A 20,427-nucleotide genomic window follows, 5' to 3' on the forward strand; every position below is an offset into this window, starting at 1 on the left:
GCCGTCGTCGCGCGCGAACGGGCCACAACGGTTGCGACCGGAGCGGCGCTTGGCTAACCGCGAACACCATCCGCGCGGGCGATCCGTCCCGCCGCGCCCTGTTGGAGCATCTACTTGACCGAACCCCGTTACGACGTGGTCGCGATCGGCAACGCCATCGTCGACGTCCTCTCGCCCGCGACCGACGGCTTCGTCGCCGAAAACGGCATGACCAAGGGCGCGATGGCGCTGATGTTCTCGCCCGAGGAAGCCGACGCGCTCTACGCCAAGATGGGCCCGGGGCAGGAAGTGTCGGGCGGCTCGGCTGCGAACACGATCGCGGGGATGGCCGCGCTCGGCAGCGAGTGCGCGTTCATCGGGCAGGTCGCCGACGACCAGCTGGGCGAGGTGTTCGCGCACGACATCCACGCCGCGGGCATCCGCTTCGATGTGTCGGCGCGCGCGGGCCAGCCGACCACCGGGCGTTGCCTGATCTTCGTGACGCCCGACGGGCAGCGCACGATGAACACCTTCCTCGGCGCGTCGCACTATCTGCCCGCCGAATCGATCGACGCCAAGCTGATCGAGGACGCGCGCTACCTCTACCTCGAAGGGTATTTGTGGGACCCGGAGGAGCCGCGCGCGGCGATGCGTGCCGCGATCGACATCGCGCGCAAGGCGGGGCGCAAGGTCGCCTTCACGCTGTCGGCGGAGTTCGTGATCGACCGTCACCGCGCCGCGTTCCAGGAATTGATCGATCAGGGGCTGATCGACGTGCTGTTCGCCAACGAGGCGGAGATCGTGTTCCTGACCCAGGCCGCGGACGTCGATTCGGCGATCGCCGCCGTGTCGGACAAGGTGCCGCTGGTCGTCGTGACGCTGAGCGAGCGCGGCGCGCTGGCGCAGGCGGGTGACGAGCGCGTGACGGTGCCCGCGCAGCCGATCGACGCGGTGGTCGACACGACCGGTGCGGGCGACCTGTTCGCCGCCGGTTTCCTCCACGGTCAGGCACGCGGGCAGACGCTGGAACAGTCGCTGACGCTCGGCGCGGTGTGCGCGGCCGAGGTCATCAGCCACTTCGGTGCGCGCCCGATCGCCGACCTTAAGGAGCTCGCGCGGCAGGCGCTCTGACCGGGCTACGTCGGTGACGGCGCTGCCGATCCACGCCGTCCTGCCCGACCTGATCGCCGCCTTGCGTGGCGGCGCGTCGGCGGTGCTGGTCGCGCCACCGGGCGCGGGCAAGACCACCGCGGTCGCGCCCGCGCTTCTGGCGGAGGCATGGTGTACGGGCGAGATACTCGTCACCAGCCCGCGTCGTCTCGCCGCGCGCGCCGCGGCGGAGCGGATGGCAGCGCTCGCGGACGAGGGCGTCGGGCGCACCTTCGGCTACGCCACCCGGCTCGACAGCAAAAGATCGGCCGCGACGCGCGTCACCGTCGTGACCGAGGGCATATTGACCGCGCGGTTGCAGGCCGACCCCGAATTGTCGGGCGTCTCGGCGATCCTGTTCGATGAAGTCCACGAACGCAGCCTCGACGGCGATTTCGGACTGGCACTCGCGCTCGACGCGCAGGCCGGCCTGCGCCCCGATCTGCGCGTCGTCGCGATGTCGGCGACGCTCGACGGTGCGCGCTTCGCCGCATTGATGGACGACGCCCCCGTGATCGAGAGCGAAGGGCGCAGCTATCCCTTGACGCTGCGTCACGTCGGTCGCGCGGGCGAGCAGCGGATCGAGCAGGCGATGGCCGGCACGATCCGACAGGCGCTCAGCGAGGAGCAGGGCGGTGTGCTCGCCTTCCTGCCCGGTGTCGCCGAGATCGAGCGTACCGCGACTGCGCTCGGTGATCTGCCGGGCGTCACGCTCCACCGGCTGCACGGCAGTCTCGACCCGGCGGCACAGCGCGCCGCGATCCGTGCCGAGCCCGATGGCGCGCGCAAGCTGGTGCTCGCGACCTCGATCGCCGAGACCAGCCTGACGCTCGACGGCATTCGCGTCGTGGTCGATTCCGGGCTCGCGCGCCGTCCGCGCTACGACCGTGCGGCGGGAATGACGCGGCTGGTCACCGAACGCGAGAGCCAGGCCGCGGCGACGCAGCGCGCAGGCCGCGCGGCGCGGCAGGGGCCGGGGGTCGCCTACCGTTTGTGGGAAGAAGCGGCGACCGCGGGGATGCCGCGTTTCGATCCCCCTGAAATCCTCGAGGCCGATCTGTCGGCGCTGCTGCTCGCCACGGCGATTTGGGGCGTCGCCGATCCGCGCGCGCTGCGCTGGATCGACCCGCCGCCCGAAGCGGCGGTGCAGGAGGCACGCGCGCGGCTGACGACGCTCGGCGCGCTGGGTCATGACGGGCGCCCGACGCCGCATGGCCGGCGTATCGCGGCGATGCCGATGGCACCGCGGCTCGCGCACATGCTGCTCGCCGCCCCCGACAAGCGCCTCGCCGCCGAGATCGCGGTGCTGTTGCAGGAGCGCGGGCTCGGTGGCCCCGACGCCGATCTCGAGCTGCGGCTGCGGCGCTGGCGCGGCGAGCGTGGGACAAAGGCGGAAGGCGCGCGCAAGCTCGCCGCGCGCTGGGCCGGGTCGGCCGGGAAGGGCGACCGCGCGGTCGAAAACGGCTCCAGCATCGGCGCGACACTCGCGCTCGGCTTCCCCGACCGCGTCTCGCGCCGCCGCGACGCGAGCGGCGAACGCTGGGCCTCGGTCGGCGGGCGCGGGTTCCGGCTCGATGCGACCGCATCGCTCGCGCGGGCCGAATGGCTCGCGGTGGCGGAGACGCAAGGGGCGGCGGCGGGCGCGCGCATCCTCTCCGCCGCGCCGCTGACCCTGGACGAGATCGAAACCTTGTTCGCCAACCGGATCGAGACGGTGCACACCGCCACGTTCGACCCCGCGACCGGCGCCGTGCAGCCGACGCGCGAACGCCGCCTCGGCGCGATCCGGCTGTCGTCGGGGCCGGACGCGCGTGCCGATCCGCAAGTCATTGCAGACGCGCTTGTCGAGGGCGTCCGCACCCACGGCGTCGCAATGCTGCCGTGGGGTGAGGGCGCGACCGCGCTGCGCCAGCGTGCCGCGTTCGCCGGCGTGGCGCTCGACGACGCGACATTGATCGAACGCCTCGACGACTGGCTTCCCGCCCTCGTCGCTGGTCGCCGCCGGCTCGACGCCATTCCGCCCGGCGCGCTCGCGGACGCCTTGCGCATGCTGATCGGCTGGGACGCGATGCGGCAGATCGACCGGCTCGCCCCCGCCGACTTTACCTCACCCGCGGGCAGCACGCACGCGATCGATTACGCCGCAGAAGCCGGCCCGACCGTGACGCTGCGCGTCCAGTCGCTGTTCGGCCTTGCCGAGCATCCGGTCGTCGGTGAGGCGCGCGTGCCGCTCGTCCTGTCGCTCACCTCGCCCGCGGGCCGCCCGATCCAGACGACGCGCGATCTGCCGGGCTTCTGGCGCGGATCGTGGGTGGCGGTCGCGAAGGAAATGCGCGGGCGCTATCCCAAACACCCCTGGCCCGACGATCCCGCCGCCGCGTCGCCCACGCTGCGCACCAAAAAGGCGGATGCGCGGAACGCCGGCGCGCGCTAGAGCATCTGTTCAACGATCATCTGATTAGTTCGAGAACGACCAATGCCCACCGCCCGCATCTATCAGCGCCCGAAGAACGCCATGCAGTCGGGCCGTTTCGCGACCGATCACTGGATGCTCGAATTCGAACCGGCCGAACCCAAGCACGCCGACCCGCTGACTGGCTGGGCCGGCAGCGGCGACGTGCGCGACCAGATCAAGCTGAGCTTCCCGACGTGCGACGCCGCAGTCGCCTATGCCGAGGAACAGGGCATCGCCTATACCGTGATCCCGACGCCGACTAGGAAGCTCAAGCTGCAGAGCTACGCCGACAACTTCCGCTGAGGCGCGGGCGACGCGCTAAAGCAGTGAGTCGGCCAGCAGCAGCAGCATCTTGACGTCGATCGCGACTCCCGCCGCGCGTTTCGCGGCGACGAAGGCGGGGAGGCCGGCGCGCGGCACGACGATGACCTCGATATTCTCGTGCGCGTCGCCGCCGCCATCGCCGACTTTCTCGACATCGTGCGCGCGGACCAGCGTGAACCCCTCGCTGGTCATGCCGGGCGAGGCGTAGAAGAAACCGAGCTCCTCGATGCGACCGGCGCGGTAGCCGGTTTCCTCCTCCAGCTCGCGCGCGGCGGCGCTGGCGACGCCCTCGCCCTCGGCATCATCGCCGACGAGGCCCGCAGGTAGTTCCAGGCTGCGGCGGCCGAGCGGGACGCGATATTGCTCCACCAGGATCACTTCGCCCGCGGGCGTCTCGGCGTAGATCACCGCCGCCTCGATCCCGCCGCGGCGGCCGACATATTCCCACCGCCCGCGACGCACCGCGCGGATGAAGCGGCCCTCCCACATCACTTCGACGGGCGCGTCGGCATCCTCGACGGTCATAGTTCGATCACCCGGTCCGGCAGTTCGTTGGGATTGTCCGCGGTCTTGGGGAGGATCTGCGCCAACACCGCCCCGATCGCCGCCACCGCAGCGACCAAGCCATCGGCGGTCCGGCCCGCGCGGATCGCCGCCACCAGCGCCGTCATCGCCTGCCCCCAGCGCTCGGGCGCGACCCGCGCGTGGACCGCGGCGTCGGCGACGATTTCGGCACGATGCTCGTCGAGCGAGAGGTAGAGCAGCACGCCCTCGTGCCCCGCGGTGCGGCGCTCGGTGCCGACGCGGAAGGCGTCGAGCGCGCGGCGACGCACGCGGCGCGCCTTGGTCGCGGTAGGGGTGAGCGCGAGGCGCAGCGGGCGCCACGCAAGGAGCAGGCGGACGGCGAGGAACGCGACCGTCTGCGCGATCAGCAGCGCGAACAGTGTTTCGGCGACGCTCGCCTCATGTTCCCAGCCGTTGTCGAACGGGGTGAGCCAGCCGGGCCGGATGGCACCCAGCGCAGTCACCGCCAGCATCGCCGCCACCGCGTAATGAAGCGCGACATCGTGGTACGCATCCGACCGGCGCGCGACGATCGTCACGATCTCGCCGTCGGTCGTCGCTTCCGCCGCGGTCACCGCCGCGGCGATCGCGGCGTGTTCGGCCGGGGAGAGGGTTGCCTGCGCCATCACCAGCTCCCGCTCGCACCGCCGCCGCCGAACGACCCGCCGCCGCCCGCGAAGCCGCCACCACCGCCGCCGAAGCCGCCGCCGCTGCTGCCGCCACCCCAACCGCGGCCGCCGAAGCCCGGTCCCCAGATCACCACCGGCGGCGCGATACCGCGGCGACGCCCACCGCCGCCCCCGCCGCCACCACTGCCGCGGTCGTCGTCATCGTCGTCGTCGTCGCGGAAACGCCGCCCGCCCGCGCGCCGGAAGATCAGCGGCACGACGAAGAACAGCACCACCATAATCCAGAAACCCGCGATCAACCCGCCGCGCTGTTCGCCGCCCGCGTCGGCGCGCTTGGCACCGGCGGCCTTTGCGCGTTGTTCCGCTGCCTCCAGCGGCAGCTTCAATTGCTCGGCGAGCGCATTCGCCCCCGCGACGATGCCGCCCGCCATGTCGCCGTTGCGGAAGCGCGGCAGGATCGTCTGGTTGATGATCACGCTCGACAGCGCGTCGGTCACGATCGGCTCCAGCCCGTAACCGACCTCGATCCTGACCTTGCGCGCGTTGGGTGCGACCAGCAGGATCACGCCGTTGTTTGCGTCTTTCTGCCCCAGCCCCCAGGCGCGACCGAGCCGGTAGCCGTAATCCTCGATCTCATACCCCTGCAGGTCGGGGATCGTCGCGACGACCAACTGCCGTGTCGATGCCTGTTCGACCGACGCGCTCAGCTGTGTCAGTTGTTGCACCTGCTCGGGCGAGAGCAGGTGCGCGTCGTCGACCACGCGCCCGGTCAGTTTGGGGAACGTCTGCGCCGCGGCGGGCAGCGCGAACGCGACCAGCAGCAGCGCGAGGATCGTGCGGAACAACCGCGTCAGGAAACGCGGCGTTACCGGGCGCGGCGCGGAGGCGAGCAACTCAGGCGCCGAAATTCACCGTCGGCGCGGTCTGCGCGTTCGGCGTCGTTGCCTGGAACGGCACCATCGGCTTCGCGCCGTAGAAAATCTTGGCGCCGACCGCGTCGGGGAAGGTGCGGATGCGCGTATTATAATCCTGCACCGCGCCGTTATAGTCGCGCCGCGCGATCGTGATGCGGTTCTCCGTCCCCTCCAGCTGCGATTGCAGCGCCATGAAATTGGCGTTGCTCTTCAGGTCGGGATAGGCCTCCTGCAACGGGCGCAGCTGCGTCAGCGCGGCGCTCAGCCCGTTCTGCGCATTGGCATATTGCTGCACCTTGGCGGGATCCTTCAGATCGTCGCCCGACAGCTGGATGCGGCCCGCGTTGGCGCGCGCCTCGGTCACGCGGGTCAGCACGTCCGATTCCTGCTTGGCATAACCCTTCACGGTCGAGACGAGATTGGGGATTAGGTCGGCTCGACGCTGATACTCGTTCTGCACGTCGGCCCAGCGCGCCTTGGCGGTTTCCTCCGCGGTCGGCACGCTGTTGAGCCCGCACGCGGCGAGCGGGAGCGCCATCAGCGCGGCGGCAACGGCACGGTTGGTCATCGTCGAGAGGTCTCCATCAGGTCTGTGTCACGCATATAGGACACTTGATCGCCGGCGCGAAGAGGGGAACGATGCGGTCCAGCGCATGGGTCAACAAAGGGAGAATGTGACGATGCTCAAGGATTTCCGCACCTTCATCGCGCGCGGCAACGTGCTCGACCTCGCGGTCGGTGTGATCATCGGCGGCGCGTTCGCGACGATCACCAAATCGCTGACCGACGACATCATCATGCCGGTCGTCGGTGCGATCTTCGGCGGGTTCGATTTCTCGAGCTATTTCGTGCGGCTCGGCCCCGTGCCCGCGACCTACAAGGGGTCGCTCGACAGCTACGCGCAGCTGAAGGCGGCGGGGGTGCCACTGTTCGGGTACGGCGAGTTCGTGACGGTGGTGATCAACTTCGTCATCCTCGCGTTCATCGTGTTCCTGATGATGCGCAGCGTGAACCGGCTGATCGCCGCGGCCGAGCGTGAGAAAGTGCAGGGTGTGGCGGAGCCGGCCGCGGAGCCCGCCGAGGTCGCCTTGCTGCGCGAGATCCGCGACGAACTGAAGGCGCGCGGGACGCCCCCGACGCTCTGACACGCAAAGGGCCGGGGGATCGCTCCCCCGGCCCTTCGGTTTTGGCCAAAGATTCGGCCTTAGTGCCCTGCGTCGGGGACGATCACCTCGCCGCGACCCAGGTGGCTCGTCTTGCGGCTGTAGGCGTAATAGACGACCAGCCCGATCGCGCCCCAGACGAAGAACACCAGCATCGCCTGCCACGGCAGGTTGACGAACAGGAAGATGCACCCTGCGATCGTCAGAGGACCCACCAGCCAAAGGGCGGGCGTGCGGAATGACCGCTTCGCATTCGGCTGCTGGCGACGCAGCAGCATCACGTTTATCGCGACCATCATGAAGGCATAGAGCGTGCCGGCATTGGCCCAGTCGGCGAGCTGGCCAACGGGCAGGAACGCCGCCGCGATCGCCACCGCGATGCCGGTCATCGCGGTCACGATGTGCGGGGTCTTCCACTTCGGATGGACGCGGCTCAGCACCTCGGGCAGCAAGCCGTCGCGGCTCATCACGAAGAAGATGCGCGTCTGGCCGAACAAGAGGATCAGAATGACCGACGGCAGCGCGATGTTCGCCGCGATGCCGAGCAGATTGCCGACCTTGCCGAAACCGATCACGCGCAGCACGTGCGCCAGCGCCTCGTTCGAGCAGACCAGCGCGTCACGGTATTGCGGCAGCGCGCACTGACGCGCGAGCTCGGGCGACCCGGCTTCCAGCGGCATGCCGGTCAGCGCGTTCATCACCGGCTGGCCGCCGATCGCGCCGATCGCCCCCGCCGATACGACGATGTAGAACACGGTGCAGATCAGCAGCGACCCGATCAGCCCGATCGGCACGTTACGCTGCGGGTTCTTGGTCTCCTCCGCCGCGGTCGAGACCGCGTCGAACCCGACATAGGCGAAGAAGATCGTCGCCGCCGCACCCACGGCGCCAACGCCGCTACCTAGGCCACCGAACACGCCGGCGGGCAGGAACGGGCTGTAGTTCGCGCTGTCGATCTTCGGCAGCGTCAGGAAGCAGAAAATCGACAGCGCGATGACCTTGATCCCGACCAGGATCGCGTTGACCTTCGCGCTCTCCGAGGTGCCGACCATCAGCAGCCACGTCATCAGGAGCGAGATGAACACCGCGGGCAGGTTGACGAGCCCCCCCGGCGCGCCGCCGAGCGCGAGCGGTCCGGCACTCGCCCAGGCGGGCAAATGGATGCCGAAGAATTGCTGCAAAATCGTGCCGTTGAAATAGCCCGACCAGCTGACCGCGACCGCGCTCGCCGCGACCGCATATTCGAGGATCAGTGCCCAGCCGACCGTCCAGGCGACCGTCTCGCCGATCGTCGTGTAGCTGTAGGTATAGGCGCTGCCCGCGACCGGGATCATCGCCGCGATCTCGGCGTAGCAGAGCGCGGCCACGATGCAGATCGCGCCCGCGATCGCGAAGGCGAGCATCAGGCCAGGCCCCGCCTTCTGCGCGCCGACCGCGGTCAGCACGAAGATGCCGCCGCCGATGACGCATCCGATGCCGAACAGCATCAGCTGGAACCAGCCGAGCGAGCGGTGGAGCGATTTCTCCTCCGCGGTCGCCAGAATGGCGTCCAAGGGTTTAATGCGTTCGAAGAACATGAAAGAAATATCCCCTCCCCGCGGGAATGCGAAAGCGGGGAGCCTAGCGACCTCTCCCGCGGTGACAAGTGCGCGCTGTTCTAGCGCCGGCTGTCGTTCTCGACCAGCATTGGTCCGAGCGGCCGGCCCGCCAGGACGTGAACGTGCAGGTGCGGTATCTCCGCGTGACTATCGAGGCCGACGTTCGCGATCAGGCGATAACCGCCCGCGACCAGCCCGGCGTCCCGCGCGACCTTGCCGATCGCGCGGGTGAAGCCCGCAATCTCCGCGTCGGACGCGCGCTCGCTGAAATCGTCCCAGCTGACATAGGCACCTCTGGGGATCGCGAGCAGGTGGGTCGGCGCCCAAGGGGCGATGTCGCGGAACACCACGGTGTGTTCGTCCTCGTAGACGCGCGTCGACGGGATTTCGCCGCGCAGTAGCCGTGCGAAGATGTTGGTGTCGTCGTAGGGTTGGGTGGCGTCGACGCTCATGGCTTCACTCTCCCATCGGGTCAGGGTCGGAACGACAACGGCAGCCCGGCGGGCGTTCGCGCGGCCTTTTCGTCGAGCCCGCCCAGTCCCTCGCGCTTGGCAAGCTCCATCCGCACGTCGCCGAGGCTTAACCCCGCGTCGGCTAGCAGGACGAGCAGGTGATAGAGGAGGTCGGCCGCCTCGGGCACGATCGCGTGCGGGTTGTCGCCCATCGCGGCGATGATCGTTTCGGTCGCTTCCTCGCCCAGCTTCTGCGCGATCCGCGCGCGGCCTTTCTGGAACAGGGATGCGGTGTAGGAGGCGCCCGCGTCGGCGCTCTTTCGCTCAGAGATCGTCGCCTGGAGGCGATCGAGGATGTCGTCGGCCATGCCGTGCGCGGTGCCCCGTGCCGGGCGCGGGGTCAATCCTTGCGCGACGCGCGGTCCCGGCGCACCAGTCCGCGCTTGCGCAGCGCGCGACGGGTCAGCCACACCGCGACGACCGCGAACACGAACAGGGCGACGTCGGACAGCTCGGGCGCGGTGCGCGGGTGCGGTTGCCCGTCGTGCCCGCTCGCCGCGAGCAGCAGCGGCACGGCGAACAGCAGGCAGGCGAGGGGACGCTTGGTCATCGTTGCCGATCGTAGCACGCGTTCGTCACCAGAAGGTTGGCGCCCGGCATCACAGCGCCCACGGCCGGCGTCAGTGCGACCGGACCGCGACGCCCGCGGCGGCGAGTGCGGCGTGCGCGTCGGCGATCGTCGCGTCGCCGAAATGGAAGATCGAGGCGGCGAGCACTGCCGAGGCATGACCCTGCGTCACCCCCGCGACCAGATCGTCGAGCGTCCCGACCCCGCCCGAGGCGACGACCGGCACGCTCGTCCGGTCGGCGATCGCGCGCACCAGATCGAGGTCGTAGCCCCCGCGGGTGCCGTCGCGATCCATCGAGGTGACGAGCAACTCGCCCGCACCGAGCTCGGCGAGCCTGAGCGCGTGCGCCACCGCGTCGATGCCGGTCGCGCGACGACCACCGTGGGTGAACACTTCCCAGCCATCCGCGACGCGTCGCGCATCGATGCTGGCGACGCAGCATTGCGCGCCGAAGCGTTCGGCGATGTCGGCGACGACCTCGGGCCGCGACACCGCGGCGGAATTGACCGCGACCTTGTCCGCCCCCGCCAGCAGCAACGCGCGCGCATCCTCCGCGGTGCGCACCCCGCCCCCGACCGTCAGCGGCATGAAGCAGACCGCGGCGGTGCGGCTGACCACGTCGAGGATCGTGCCGCGCGCCTCGTGGCTCGCGGTGATGTCGAGGAAGCACAATTCGTCCGCGCCGGCCGCGTCATAGGCGCGCGCCTGCTCGACCGGATCGCCCGCGTCGATCAGGTCGACGAAGTTGACCCCCTTCACGACGCGCCCGTTCGCGACGTCGAGGCACGGGATGACGCGCGCGCGGACGGTCATCGGCGTAGCGCCCCGACCAGCAGAATGGCGCAGCCGATGACGAGCGCGGTCACCGATGCGGTCATCACCGCGACCGCGACACGAAAGGCGCGCGGCGCCGTGTCGCGGCGGATCTCGAACGGCCTGATGCCGCCGATCGGGATCGAGACGATTCCATCACAAACCTGCCGCCTGAGGACCGGGGCGTAACCCGTGCTCAAGGCGCCGCCGATCAGCGCTGCGATCGCGGGGGTCATGCCGCGGCCGCGACCGACAGTGCGGCCGTGAGGTCGAGCCGCCCGTCGTAGAGCGCGCGGCCGGTGATCACGCCCTCGACGCCGTCGCGCGCGTGGATCGCCAGGACATGAATGTCGCCGATGCCCTTCACGCCGCCGCTCGCGATCACTGGAATGTCGACCGCACGGGCGAGGTCGACGGTCGCCTCGACGTTGCAGCCCTTGAGCATCCCGTCGCGCCCGACGTCGGTGAAGAGTACGGCGGCGACACCCGCGTCCTCGAACCGGCGCGCGAGGTCGGTCGCCGAGACGGTCGAGACATCGGCCCAGCCTTTCGTCGCCACCATGCCGTCCTTCGCATCGACAGCGACGACGATGCCGCCGGGATAGTCGCGCGCCATGTCGCGGACGAACTCGGGGTTCTCGAGCGCGGCGGTGCCGATCACGACGCGCGCGACGCCGAGGTCGAACCATGCCGCGACCGCCTGCGGCGTGCGGATGCCGCCGCCCAGTTGCACATGGCCGGGGAAGGTCGCGACGATCGAGCGCACCGCGTCGCCGTTGACGCTCTCGCCCGCGAACGCGCCGTCGAGATCGACGACGTGGAGGTGCTGCGCGCCCGCCGCGGCGAATGTCGCCGCCTGCGCCGCGGGATCGTCGCCGTAAACGGTGGCGCGCGCCATGTCGCCTTCGGCCAAACGGACGACCTGCCCGGCTTTCAGATCGATGGCGGGGAAGACGATCAAACTCATGGGCGCCACTTCAGGAAACGGTCGAGAAGCGCCAGGCCGTAATGCTGGCTCTTCTCGGGGTGGAATTGCACACCGACCATGTTGTCGCGCGCGACCGCGGCGGTGACGGGGCCGGCATGATTGGTGGTGGCAACGACGTCGCCGTCGTCGCCCGCGAAGGCGAAGCTGTGGAGGAAATACGCCTCACCGGGGACGATCAGGGGGTGGGGACGGGTCGGCGCGACGTCGTTCCACCCCATGTGCGGCACCTTCGCGTCGGTGCCGGCCGCGTCGATCAGCCGCACGCGCCCGCGCACCCAGCCGAGCCCGGCGTGGGTGCCCAGTTCCTCGCCCGCCTCCGCCATCAACTGCATGCCGACACAGATGCCGAGAAACGGCGCGCCTTCGCGGCGTACGCGCTGCTCCAGCGCTTGGACCATGCCGGGCACGCCGCGCAGCGCGCCTGCGCACGCGCCGAATGCGCCGACGCCGGGAAGGACGATCCGGTCGGCGCGCGCGACCACGTCCGCCTCGGCGGTGACGGTCAGGTCACGGCAGCCCGCGGCGCGCAGCGCATTCTCGACCGAATGGAGATTGCCCGCGCCGTAATCGATCAGCGCGAGCGTCATCGCCGCGCGCTCACAGCACGCCCTTGGTCGACGGGATCGCGTCGGCCTTGCGCGGATCGACCTCGGTCGCGGTGCGCAGCGCGCGCGCCAACCCCTTGAAGGCGCTTTCGGCGATATGGTGGTTGTTGTGACCGTGGAGCAGCTCGACATGGAGCGTGATGCCCGCGGTCTGCGCGAACGAATGGAAGAAATGCTCGAACAACTCGGTGTCCATCGTGCCGAGCGTCGCCTGGCTGAACGGCGCCTTCCAGACCAGCCACGGACGCCCCGAGATGTCGAGCGCAACGCGCGTCAGCACTTCGTCCATCGGGCTGAGCGCGTCGCCGTAGCGGCGGATGCCGCGCTTGTCGCCAAGCGCCTGCGCGACCGCGCTGCCAAGCGCTAGCGCAGTGTCCTCGACCGTGTGATGCGCGTCGATGTGCAGGTCGCCCCGCGTCTTGACGTCGAGGTCGATCAGCGAGTGGCGCGAGAGCTGTTCGAGCATGTGATCGAAGAAGCCGACCCCCGTTTCGACATGGTAGATGCCCGTGCCGTCGAGGTTGACGGTCACCTCGATGCTGGTCTCGCTGGTCGAGCGCTTGATGGTCGCGGTCCGCATGGCCCGCTCCTTAGCGAAGCGCTCGCGACAGGCAACCTCGTCCCGGACGGCGCTGCGCCAAGCACGCTTGACCCAGCCGGCGACCGCGCTACCGATGGCCCGCGATGAGCGACATGCCCGACAGCCTGATACCGTACGACGAGATCGTGCAGGAAGCCCTTCGCGCCGTGGTGGGCCGCGTGCTCAACACCGTGGCCGAGACCGGGGGGCTGCCCGGCGAGCACCATTTCTACATCACCTTCAAGACGCAGGCGCCGGGCGTCGACATCCCGCAGCGGCTGATCGAACGCTTCCCCGACGAGATGACGATCGTGCTTCAGAACCGGTTCTGGGACCTGATCGTCGACGATCAGAAATTCTCGGTCGGCCTGTCGTTCAACCAGGTGCCGTCGAAGCTGGTCATTCCCTATTCGGCGATCACCGGGTTCCACGATCCCGCGGTCAATTTCGAGCTGCGCTTTCAGGCGCAGGAAGGGCCGGGCGACGGCCCGGGTGGGCACGATCCGGCCGAGAACGACGGCACGCCGACCGCGGAGCAGCAGGACGGCTCAAACGTCGTCGCGGTGGATTTCAAGCGCAAAAAGTAAGGCGCCGGCCGTGGTATCCCGCGGCCGCGTGCAACGACTTGGGCGGCTCGCGCGCTTGATCGTGCATGGCCGACACACGCACCGAAACCGACTCGATCGGACCGATCGAGGTTCCCGCCGACGCTTACTGGGGCGCGCAGACCAAGCGTAGCCTGGAGAATTTCCCGTTCGGCACGCGTGAGCGGATGCCGATCGAGATCGTTCGCGCGCTGGCATACGTCAAACTTGCCGCGGCGCGCGTCAACAAGCGCCACGGGCTGTCGGCGGAGAAAGCCGACGCGATCGAATCGGCGGCGCGCGCGGTGATCGACGGCGCGCTCGACGATCAATTCCCGCTCGTCATCTGGCAGACGGGCTCGGGCACGCAGTCGAACATGAACGTCAACGAGGTGATCGCGGGCCACGCCAACGAGTTGCTGGCGGGTACGCGCGGCGGCAAGACGCCCGTCCACCCCAACGACGACGTCAACCGCGGACAGTCGAGCAACGACAGCTTCCCGACCGCCCTGCACGTCGCCGCCTCGATCAAGGCGGCGGGCGACCTGCTGCCCGCGCTGACCAGCCTGCACGACGCGATCGACGCCAAGGCGCGCGACTGGGCCGATCTGGTCAAGATCGGGCGGACGCATCTGCAGGACGCGACGCCGCTGACGCTGGGGCAGGAATTTTCGGGCTATGCCGCGCAGCTCTCGGCCTGCCGCGCGCGGATCGACGCCGCGCTGATCGACGTCAACAAGCTGGCGCAGGGCGGCACCGCGGTCGGCACCGGGCTGAACGCCCCGCCCAAGTTCGACCGCGACATCGCGACCGAGATTGCGGCGCTGACGGGGATCCGCTTCGTGCCTGCCGACAACAAGTTCGAGGCGCTGGCCTGCAACGATGCGCTGGTTCACCTGTCGGGTGCGCTCAACACGCTGGCGGTGGCGCTGACCAAGATCGCCAACGACATCCGCCTGCTCGCCTCTGGTCCGCGCTCGGGTCTGGCCGAGATCGACCTACCCGCGAACGAACCCGGCAGCTCGATCATGCCGGGCAAGGTCAATCCGACGCAGTGCGAGATGCTGACGATGGTCGCCGCGCAGGTGATGGGCAATCACGTCGCGGCGACGATCGGCGGCCTTCAGGGTCATCTGGAATTGAACGTGTTCAAGCCGCTGATCGGGAGCAACGTGTTGCGCTCGATGGACCTGCTCGCGATCGGCATGCGCGCGTTTGAGCAGCGTTGCGTCACCGGTATCGTCCCGAACGAGCGCCGGATCGCCGAATTGCTCGACCGGTCGCTGATGCTCGTCACCGCGCTGGCGCCCGAGATCGGCTACGACAATGCGGCGAAGATCGCCAAGCACGCGCATGCCGAGGGGTTGAGTTTGCGCGAGGCGGGACTGGCGCTCGGGCTGGTCGACGCGGAAACGTTCGACCGCGTGGTTCGCCCTGAAACCATGATCGGGCGCTGAGCCCGCGCAGGTCCGTTCCGGAACCGCTGGCCACGCCGGTCATTGAATGCGGCGAGGAGGATCATTCCATGGGTGCAACAAGCGTAGGCGCGCTGATCGGCGGCGCGATCGATGCGATGTCGGGTGACGACGACAGCGTCGCCGATGGTGCGCTGATCGGCGCGATCACCGCCAATGTGTTGAAAGTGGTTCTGCCGATCGCGGTTACCTACGCGATCGGGTGGGGCGTGTTGAAAGGCGTCGCGGTGCTAGGCGACCGGATCAAGGAGAGCGTGTGATGTTGAGAACGATTCTGGGTGCGCTGGTCGGCCGCGAAGTAAGCCAGAACAACCGTGGCGGCGGTGTGAAGGGCGCGATCGTCGGCGGGTTGCTGACCCGCGGGCTGTCGCGGATGGGGCCGCTCGGCATGGCGGCGAGCGCGGCCTATCTTGGTAAGAAGGCCTACGACCGCCACAAGGCGTCGCGCGCGGGCGTGCCGCCTCGCGTCTAATCCACGCGCCCCGACGGGCCAGAGCCCTGACGGGTTGAAGCATTGCCCCCGCCGTGTACCACGGGGTTCACGGCGGGGGAGTTGTTTGATGACATTGAAATGGGTCGGCGCGGTGCTTTCGGCTTTGACGCTCGTGGCCGGCGCGACGGTCGTGGCGGCGCAGGGCGTATCGCTATCGGGCAACAGGCCCGCGCTGCTGATCGTCGGATCCCCGCATTTCGACAATCCCAGGACCGGCATCGCCGACCCGAGCGTCGACGACGTCATGACACCCGAGCGTCAGCGCGAGATCGAGGCGGTGGTCGATCGTCTCGCGCGGTTCCACCCAAACCATGTCGCGGTCGAGTGGAGCGCGATCGATCAGGCGGGGCTCGACAAACGCTACGCCGATTACCGGGCGGGACGCTACACCCTGACCGCCGACGAGCGCGACCAGCTCGGGCTCCGTCTCGCCGCCCGGCTCGGGCTCCCCCGCGTCGACGCGGTTGACTTCCAGGGCGACGCACCGGGCAAGGACGCCGATTACGACTACGTCGCGTGGCTCAAGGCGCACGGCCGCGGCATCGAATGGGCAAGGTTCCAGCGTGAGGCGCAGGTCGCGGCGAATGCGGTTGCGGCGCGGCAGCGTTGTTCGTCGGTCGGCGACTGGCTGCGCTATCACGCCGATCCCGACACGATGCGCCGTAACGAGACGCCCTATTACACGATCGCGCGCTTCGGCGACGCGCGCGAGACCCCCGGCGCCGCGTGGGTCGGGCAATGGCATGCGCGTAACCTGCGCATCTATGCCAATCTGGCGCGCGTCGCGGGGCGGCCGGGGGATCGCACGGTGGCGATCTTCGGTGCCGGCCACGCGCCGCTGTTGCGCGCTTATGCGAGCGAGTCGGGCACGTTCACGCTCGCCGACGTGCGCGACGTCGTGCCCGCGGGACCGAAGCGTCGCTGCTGAGGCGACGTGATCCCCGCCGAGGCTCGCGGGCCTGACCGCGTATCCTAGGGGGCGGAATTGGTCCCGACCGCCTCATCCACCGAACCTTTCGCACCGCGCCGAACGTTGGGCTGCGCGAAGGAGTGCCGGCGTGAGTGACGATGATCGGATGACGGGCGGTGGTCGTGCGGTGCCGAGCGGGCGCGTCGCGCGGTTCGGCGCGTTCGGGCGACTGGCAGGAGGGGTTGCGGGCGGCGTCGTCGCCGAGGGCGCGCGGCGGCTCGCGAACGGCGAGCGTCCGCGAATGGGCGACCTGCTGCTCACCCCGGCCAATGCGACGCGTGTCGCCGATCAACTCGCCAACCTGCGCGGTGCGGCGATGAAGCTCGGGCAAATGGTGTCGATGGACGCGGGCGACATGCTGCCGCCCGAGCTGACCCAGATCCTGTCGCGGCTGCGCGATAATGCGCATCACATGCCGCCCAAACAGCTCGACACGGTGCTGACGCAGGAATGGGGCGCAGGCTGGCGTCGTCGCTTCGCGCATTTCCAGGCGCACCCGATCGCTGCCGCCTCGATCGGGCAGGTCCACCGCGCCCGGCTGCCCGATGGACGCGAGCTCGCGATCAAGGTGCAATATCCCGGCGTGAAGGAAAGCATCGACGCCGACGTCGACAATGTCGCGACCTTGCTGCGCGTCTCGGGGCTGCTGCCGCGCGAACTCGATATCCGTCCGCTGCTAAATGAAGCCAAGCGGCAGCTGCACGAGGAGGCCGATTACCGCCGCGAGGGCGGGATGCTGACGCGCTACGGCGAACTGCTGTCGGGGGAGGACGGCTTCGTCGTGCCGAAGCTGGAGCCGTCGATGACGACCGAGCGCGTGCTCGCGATGGATTTCGTCGCAGGGGTACCGATCGAGACGTTGGATGATGCCGCGCAGGAAACGCGCGATGCGGCGATGGCGCGGCTGATCGCGCTGGTCCTGCGCGAGTTGTTCGACTGGGGGTTGATGCAGACCGATCCCAATTTCGCGAATTATCGATGGCAACCGGACACAGGCCGGCTGGTGCTGCTCGACTTCGGTGCCGCGCGGGCCGTGCCCGCCGAGACGAGCGCGGGCTATCGCCGGCTGCTCGCCGCGGGACTTTCGGGCAGTCGCGATGCAGTACGCGAGGCAGCGGTGGCGGCCGGCTTCATGGGCGAGGCGGCGGCGGTCGCGCATCGCGCGCTCGTCGACCGGATGATCGACGTGATCCTGGCCGAGCTCAACCAGCCCGGCGTGTTCGACTTCGGCGATCGCGCTTTCGTCGGCGTGCTGCGCGAGCAGGCGATCGACATGGCGCGCGATCGCTCGACCTGGCACGTGCCGCCGATCGACACCTTGTTCGTCCAGCGCAAGATCAGCGGCACCGCGCTGCTCGCCGCGCGGTTGAAGGCGCGGGTGGATATCCGCGCGATGGTGGCGGCGCGGATCGTGGCGGAGGGAGTGGCCTGACGGATGGGGATAACGCGCGTCCGTGCCGAGGGAACGCTTCGCGTCGCCAGCCCTTGAGCCTCCATCTCTCAAGGAGCCGTGCATGACCTATCGCCCCGAACCGCCCTATGCCGAGCAGCAGCAGGACGTGCCCGGCCACACCGACCAGATGAACCCGCGTCCCGACCACGGCGAGGATAGCTATGTCGGCTATGGTCGGCTGAACGACCGCAAGGCGATCGTGACGGGCGGCGACAGCGGGATCGGGCGCGCGGTCGCGCTCGCCTTCGCGCGCGAGGGCGCGGACGTGGTGATCAGCTATCTGAACGAGGATGACGACGCGGCCGAGACCAAGCGGCTGGTCGAGGATGCGGGGCGCAAGGCGGTGCTCATCCCCGGCGACATCAGCGATCCTGCGCACGCGCGCGCCGTGGTCGACAAGGCGGTGGAGGCGTTCGGGCGCGTCGACGTGCTCGTCAACAACGCCGCCTACCAGCATACCTTCGCCGCGATCGAGGACATTTCGGACGAGGAATGGGCGAAGACCTTCGCGGTCAACATGCACGCCATGTTCTACCTGTGCAAAGCCGCGGTGCCGCACATGCGCGAAGGGTCGTCGATCATCAACACGACCTCGATCAACGCGGACAAGCCGCTGCCGACCCTGCTCGCCTACGCGACCACCAAAGGCGCGATCCACAATTTCACCGCGGGCCTCGCGCAGATGCTCGCCGAGCGGAAGATTCGCGTCAACGCGGTCGCGCCGGGGCCGGTGTGGACGCCGCTGATCCCCTCCACCATGCCTGCCGGCGAGGTGAAGACGTTCGGGCAGGAAACCCCGATCGGCCGCGCGGCGCAGCCCGCCGAACTCGCGCCGCCCTATGTCATGCTGGCGAGCGACGAGGCGAGCTATATCTCGGGCGCGACAATCCCGGTGACGGGTGGTACGCCCTTCCTCTGAGTTGACGGGACGGAGCATACCGCGTGGCGGTGACCGACATCGCCACGCGCGTATACGACCATAGCTGGCGGCTGGACCCGATCGTCCGCAGCCTGCTGGATACCGATTTCTACAAGCTGCTAATGCTCCAGGTGATCTGGCGTGAGCACCGCGACGTCCGCGCGACCTTCGCGCTGATCAATCGCACGAAATCGGTGCGGCTCGCCGAGGTGGTAGACGAGCGCGAGCTGCGCGAACAACTCGACCACGCGCGCAGCGTGCGGCTGGCGAAGAAGGAACTGATCTGGCTCGCGGGCAACACCTTCTACGGCGAGCGGCGGATGTTCGCGCCCGACTTCCTCGCCTGGCTCGCCGACTTCCGCCTGCCCGACTACGACCTGCGCGTCGCCGATGGGCAGTACGAGCTGCATTTCGAGGGCGCGTGGACCGACACGACGATGTGGGAAATCCCCGCGCTCGCGATCGTCAACGAACTGCGGAGCCGCGCCGCGCTCAGGGCACGCGGCCGGTTCGAGCTCGACGTGCTCTACGCGCGCGGCAAGGCGAAACTCTGGAACAAGGTCGAGCGGCTGCGGCAATTGCCCGATCTCGTTATCTCCGATTTCGGGACGCGGCGGCGACACAGCTTCCTGTGGCAACGCTGGTGTGTCGAAGCGCTGAAGGAAGGGCTGGGCACGCGTTTCATCGGTTCGTCGAACGTCCTGCTCGCGATGGACAACGACCTGGAGGCGATCGGCACCAACGCGCATGAATTGCCGATGGTGATGGCCGCGCTCGCCGACGACGACGCGGGTGTGGCGGCGGCGCCGTACCGCGTGCTGGAGGAGTGGCAAGCGCATTATGGCGGTAACCTGCGCGTCGTCCTGCCCGACGCGTTCGGAACGAAGGCATTCCTCGATCACGCGCCCGACTGGGTCGCGGACTGGACCGGTTTCCGACCCGACAGCCTGCCACCGATCGCGGCGGGCGAGCAGATCATCGAATGGTGGCGCGCGCGTGGCCGCGACCCGCGCGGGAAGCTGCTGATCTTCTCCGACGGGATGGACATGGATTCGATCGAGGCGACCTACCGCCATTTCGCGGGACAGGTCCGGATGAGTTTCGGTTGGGGGACCAATCTTACCAACGACTTTCGCGGCTGCGATCCGGAAGGCGGCCACGCGCTCGAGCCGATCTCGCTCGTCGCCAAGGTGATCGAGGCGAACGGGCGGCCCGCGGTCAAATTGTCGGATAATCCGTCGAAGGCGACGGGCGATCCGGCCGAGATCGCACGCTATCTGCGGATCTTCGGCGACGGTGGGCGGACCGAGGCGGCGGTGTCGGTGTAGCGCCGGGGCTCACGTTCCCTCATCCGGCCGATCCGCCGTGCCGGCTTCGACGCCCGGATCGGGCAGCCTCGCGAACCAGTCGGCGTAGGGCGTGTTGCGCGCCATGTGGCGGTTGAGGTCGGGTGCGTCGTCGTCCCACCAGACCGGACCGCGTTCGCCGAGCGCCACCTTCGCGGCGTGGACGCGTGTGCGCGCGGCGGCGACCGCGTCGGTATCACCACTCCGCCCCGCACCGCCGATGATGCGTCGGGCGTCCGTTAATTCGGATACCAGCGCCGCGCGACGATTTTCGGGCAGCGCCGGGTTGCTGCGCCGCCACAAGCGCCCGCGGACCACGAGGTAGCGGCCATCGGGCGTGACCGG

The 20,427-nt window shown here is 69.2% G+C and carries 26 protein-coding genes; 12 read left to right on the plus strand and 14 right to left on the minus strand.

The window, feature by feature from the left end:
- Positions 1-114: 114 nt before the first annotated feature.
- Genes KZ810_RS00310 through KZ810_RS00320 form a run of 3 tightly spaced genes read left to right on the plus strand, consistent with a single transcriptional unit; the run spans position 115 to position 3,886 of the window.
- A complete protein-coding gene (locus tag KZ810_RS00310; RefSeq protein ID WP_219767029.1) occupies positions 115-1,110 on the plus strand; it encodes an adenosine kinase in 996 nt (331 codons plus the stop codon).
- Between the two features lie 13 nt (positions 1,111-1,123).
- Positions 1,124-3,562: an ATP-dependent helicase HrpB gene (hrpB, locus tag KZ810_RS00315; protein WP_219767030.1), complete on the plus strand. Its 2,439-nt coding sequence runs from the start codon at positions 1,124-1,126 to the stop codon at positions 3,560-3,562.
- Positions 3,563-3,604: 42 nt separating this feature from the next.
- Positions 3,605-3,886, plus strand: coding sequence for an ETC complex I subunit (locus KZ810_RS00320; protein WP_219767031.1), 282 nt, complete (start codon positions 3,605-3,607; stop codon positions 3,884-3,886).
- 15 nt (positions 3,887-3,901) lie between these two features.
- Here KZ810_RS00320 and KZ810_RS00325 read toward each other — a convergent pair whose 3' ends face one another.
- From KZ810_RS00325 to KZ810_RS00340, 4 genes are read right to left on the minus strand one after another with little or no spacing between them, the layout of a single operon-like run.
- Positions 3,902-4,432 carry an NUDIX hydrolase gene (locus KZ810_RS00325; protein ID WP_219767032.1) on the minus strand — a complete coding sequence of 177 codons (531 nt, stop codon included), beginning with the start codon at positions 4,430-4,432 and terminating at the stop codon, positions 3,902-3,904.
- Positions 4,429-5,097 (minus strand): TPM domain-containing protein, encoded by a 669-nt coding sequence (locus KZ810_RS00330; RefSeq protein WP_219767033.1) that lies wholly within the window; start codon positions 5,095-5,097, stop codon positions 4,429-4,431. Before KZ810_RS00330 ends, KZ810_RS00325 begins: the two co-directional genes overlap by 4 nt.
- The gene (locus KZ810_RS00335) at positions 5,097-5,954 is read right to left on the minus strand and encodes a TPM domain-containing protein (RefSeq protein WP_219767671.1); all 858 of its coding nucleotides are present in this window, start codon (positions 5,952-5,954) and stop codon (positions 5,097-5,099) included. Before KZ810_RS00335 ends, KZ810_RS00330 begins: the two co-directional genes overlap by 1 nt.
- 40 nt (positions 5,955-5,994) lie before the next feature.
- Entirely contained in the window at positions 5,995-6,582 is a 588-nt protein-coding gene (locus tag KZ810_RS00340) for a LemA family protein (RefSeq protein ID WP_219767034.1), read from the minus strand.
- Between the two features lie 112 nt (positions 6,583-6,694).
- Here KZ810_RS00340 and mscL point away from each other — a divergent pair, with 112 nt between their 5' ends.
- Positions 6,695-7,159 (plus strand): large conductance mechanosensitive channel protein MscL, encoded by a 465-nt coding sequence (gene mscL / locus KZ810_RS00345; RefSeq protein WP_219767672.1) that lies wholly within the window; start codon positions 6,695-6,697, stop codon positions 7,157-7,159.
- 59 nt (positions 7,160-7,218) lie between these two features.
- Here mscL and KZ810_RS00350 read toward each other — a convergent pair whose 3' ends face one another.
- The 9 genes from KZ810_RS00350 to hisB form a co-directional block, all read right to left on the minus strand.
- Complete coding sequence (locus KZ810_RS00350) at positions 7,219-8,754, minus strand: amino acid permease (RefSeq protein ID WP_219767035.1); 1,536 nt, start codon at positions 8,752-8,754, stop codon at positions 7,219-7,221.
- 80 nt (positions 8,755-8,834) lie between these two features.
- Positions 8,835-9,227, minus strand: coding sequence for an HIT domain-containing protein (locus KZ810_RS00355; protein ID WP_219767036.1), 393 nt, complete (start codon positions 9,225-9,227; stop codon positions 8,835-8,837).
- Positions 9,228-9,247: 20 nt separating this feature from the next.
- Complete coding sequence (locus tag KZ810_RS00360; RefSeq protein ID WP_219767037.1) at positions 9,248-9,595, minus strand: phosphoribosyl-ATP diphosphatase; 348 nt, start codon at positions 9,593-9,595, stop codon at positions 9,248-9,250.
- A gap of 32 nt (positions 9,596-9,627) precedes the next feature.
- The gene (locus tag KZ810_RS00365; RefSeq protein ID WP_219767038.1) at positions 9,628-9,837 is read right to left on the minus strand and encodes a hypothetical protein; all 210 of its coding nucleotides are present in this window, start codon (positions 9,835-9,837) and stop codon (positions 9,628-9,630) included.
- Positions 9,838-9,907: 70 nt separating this feature from the next.
- Positions 9,908-10,669 (minus strand): imidazole glycerol phosphate synthase subunit HisF, encoded by a 762-nt coding sequence (gene hisF / locus KZ810_RS00370; RefSeq protein WP_219767039.1) that lies wholly within the window; start codon positions 10,667-10,669, stop codon positions 9,908-9,910.
- Positions 10,666-10,905, minus strand: a complete 240-nt coding sequence (locus KZ810_RS00375) for a hypothetical protein (RefSeq protein WP_219767040.1) — start codon at positions 10,903-10,905, stop codon at positions 10,666-10,668. Before KZ810_RS00375 ends, hisF begins: the two co-directional genes overlap by 4 nt.
- A complete protein-coding gene (gene hisA / locus KZ810_RS00380) occupies positions 10,902-11,636 on the minus strand; it encodes a 1-(5-phosphoribosyl)-5-[(5-phosphoribosylamino)methylideneamino]imidazole-4-carboxamide isomerase (RefSeq protein WP_219767041.1) in 735 nt (244 codons plus the stop codon). Before hisA ends, KZ810_RS00375 begins: the two co-directional genes overlap by 4 nt.
- A complete protein-coding gene (gene hisH, locus KZ810_RS00385) occupies positions 11,633-12,244 on the minus strand; it encodes an imidazole glycerol phosphate synthase subunit HisH (RefSeq protein WP_219767042.1) in 612 nt (203 codons plus the stop codon). The genes hisA and hisH overlap by 4 nt, the downstream gene beginning before the upstream one ends.
- A gap of 10 nt (positions 12,245-12,254) precedes the next feature.
- Positions 12,255-12,842 carry an imidazoleglycerol-phosphate dehydratase HisB gene (gene hisB / locus KZ810_RS00390; RefSeq protein WP_219767043.1) on the minus strand — a complete coding sequence of 196 codons (588 nt, stop codon included), beginning with the start codon at positions 12,840-12,842 and terminating at the stop codon, positions 12,255-12,257.
- A gap of 104 nt (positions 12,843-12,946) precedes the next feature.
- On the opposite strand from hisB, the gene KZ810_RS00395 reads away from it, so the two are divergent.
- The 8 genes from KZ810_RS00395 to pncB all read left to right on the plus strand — a co-directional run bounded on the left by KZ810_RS00395 (position 12,947) and on the right by pncB (position 20,064).
- Positions 12,947-13,429 carry an SspB family protein gene (locus tag KZ810_RS00395; protein ID WP_219767044.1) on the plus strand — a complete coding sequence of 161 codons (483 nt, stop codon included), beginning with the start codon at positions 12,947-12,949 and terminating at the stop codon, positions 13,427-13,429.
- Between the two features lie 65 nt (positions 13,430-13,494).
- The gene (gene fumC / locus KZ810_RS00400; RefSeq protein ID WP_219767045.1) at positions 13,495-14,883 is read left to right on the plus strand and encodes a class II fumarate hydratase; all 1,389 of its coding nucleotides are present in this window, start codon (positions 13,495-13,497) and stop codon (positions 14,881-14,883) included.
- A gap of 68 nt (positions 14,884-14,951) precedes the next feature.
- Positions 14,952-15,161: a hypothetical protein gene (locus KZ810_RS00405; protein WP_219767046.1), complete on the plus strand. Its 210-nt coding sequence runs from the start codon at positions 14,952-14,954 to the stop codon at positions 15,159-15,161.
- Complete coding sequence (locus KZ810_RS00410) at positions 15,161-15,373, plus strand: hypothetical protein (RefSeq protein ID WP_219767047.1); 213 nt, start codon at positions 15,161-15,163, stop codon at positions 15,371-15,373. Before KZ810_RS00405 ends, KZ810_RS00410 begins: the two co-directional genes overlap by 1 nt.
- Before the next feature lie 88 nt (positions 15,374-15,461).
- Positions 15,462-16,322, plus strand: a complete 861-nt coding sequence (locus KZ810_RS00415) for a DUF5694 domain-containing protein (RefSeq protein ID WP_219767048.1) — start codon at positions 15,462-15,464, stop codon at positions 16,320-16,322.
- A 148-nt stretch (positions 16,323-16,470) separates the two neighbouring features.
- Complete coding sequence (locus KZ810_RS00420) at positions 16,471-17,796, plus strand: ABC1 kinase family protein (protein WP_219767673.1); 1,326 nt, start codon at positions 16,471-16,473, stop codon at positions 17,794-17,796.
- Between the two features lie 82 nt (positions 17,797-17,878).
- Positions 17,879-18,736: a glucose 1-dehydrogenase gene (locus tag KZ810_RS00425; protein ID WP_219767049.1), complete on the plus strand. Its 858-nt coding sequence runs from the start codon at positions 17,879-17,881 to the stop codon at positions 18,734-18,736.
- Positions 18,737-18,759: 23 nt separating this feature from the next.
- Complete coding sequence (gene pncB, locus KZ810_RS00430; RefSeq protein WP_219767050.1) at positions 18,760-20,064, plus strand: nicotinate phosphoribosyltransferase; 1,305 nt, start codon at positions 18,760-18,762, stop codon at positions 20,062-20,064.
- 9 nt (positions 20,065-20,073) lie between these two features.
- Here the strand turns inward: pncB and KZ810_RS00435 are convergent, their stop codons facing one another.
- A complete protein-coding gene (locus KZ810_RS00435; RefSeq protein ID WP_219767051.1) occupies positions 20,074-20,400 on the minus strand; it encodes a hypothetical protein in 327 nt (108 codons plus the stop codon).
- Between the last annotated feature and the right edge of the window lie 27 nt (positions 20,401-20,427).

The organism is Sphingomonas citricola (assembly GCF_019429535.1).
GTDB lineage: Bacteria > Pseudomonadota > Alphaproteobacteria > Sphingomonadales > Sphingomonadaceae > Sphingomonas > Sphingomonas citricola.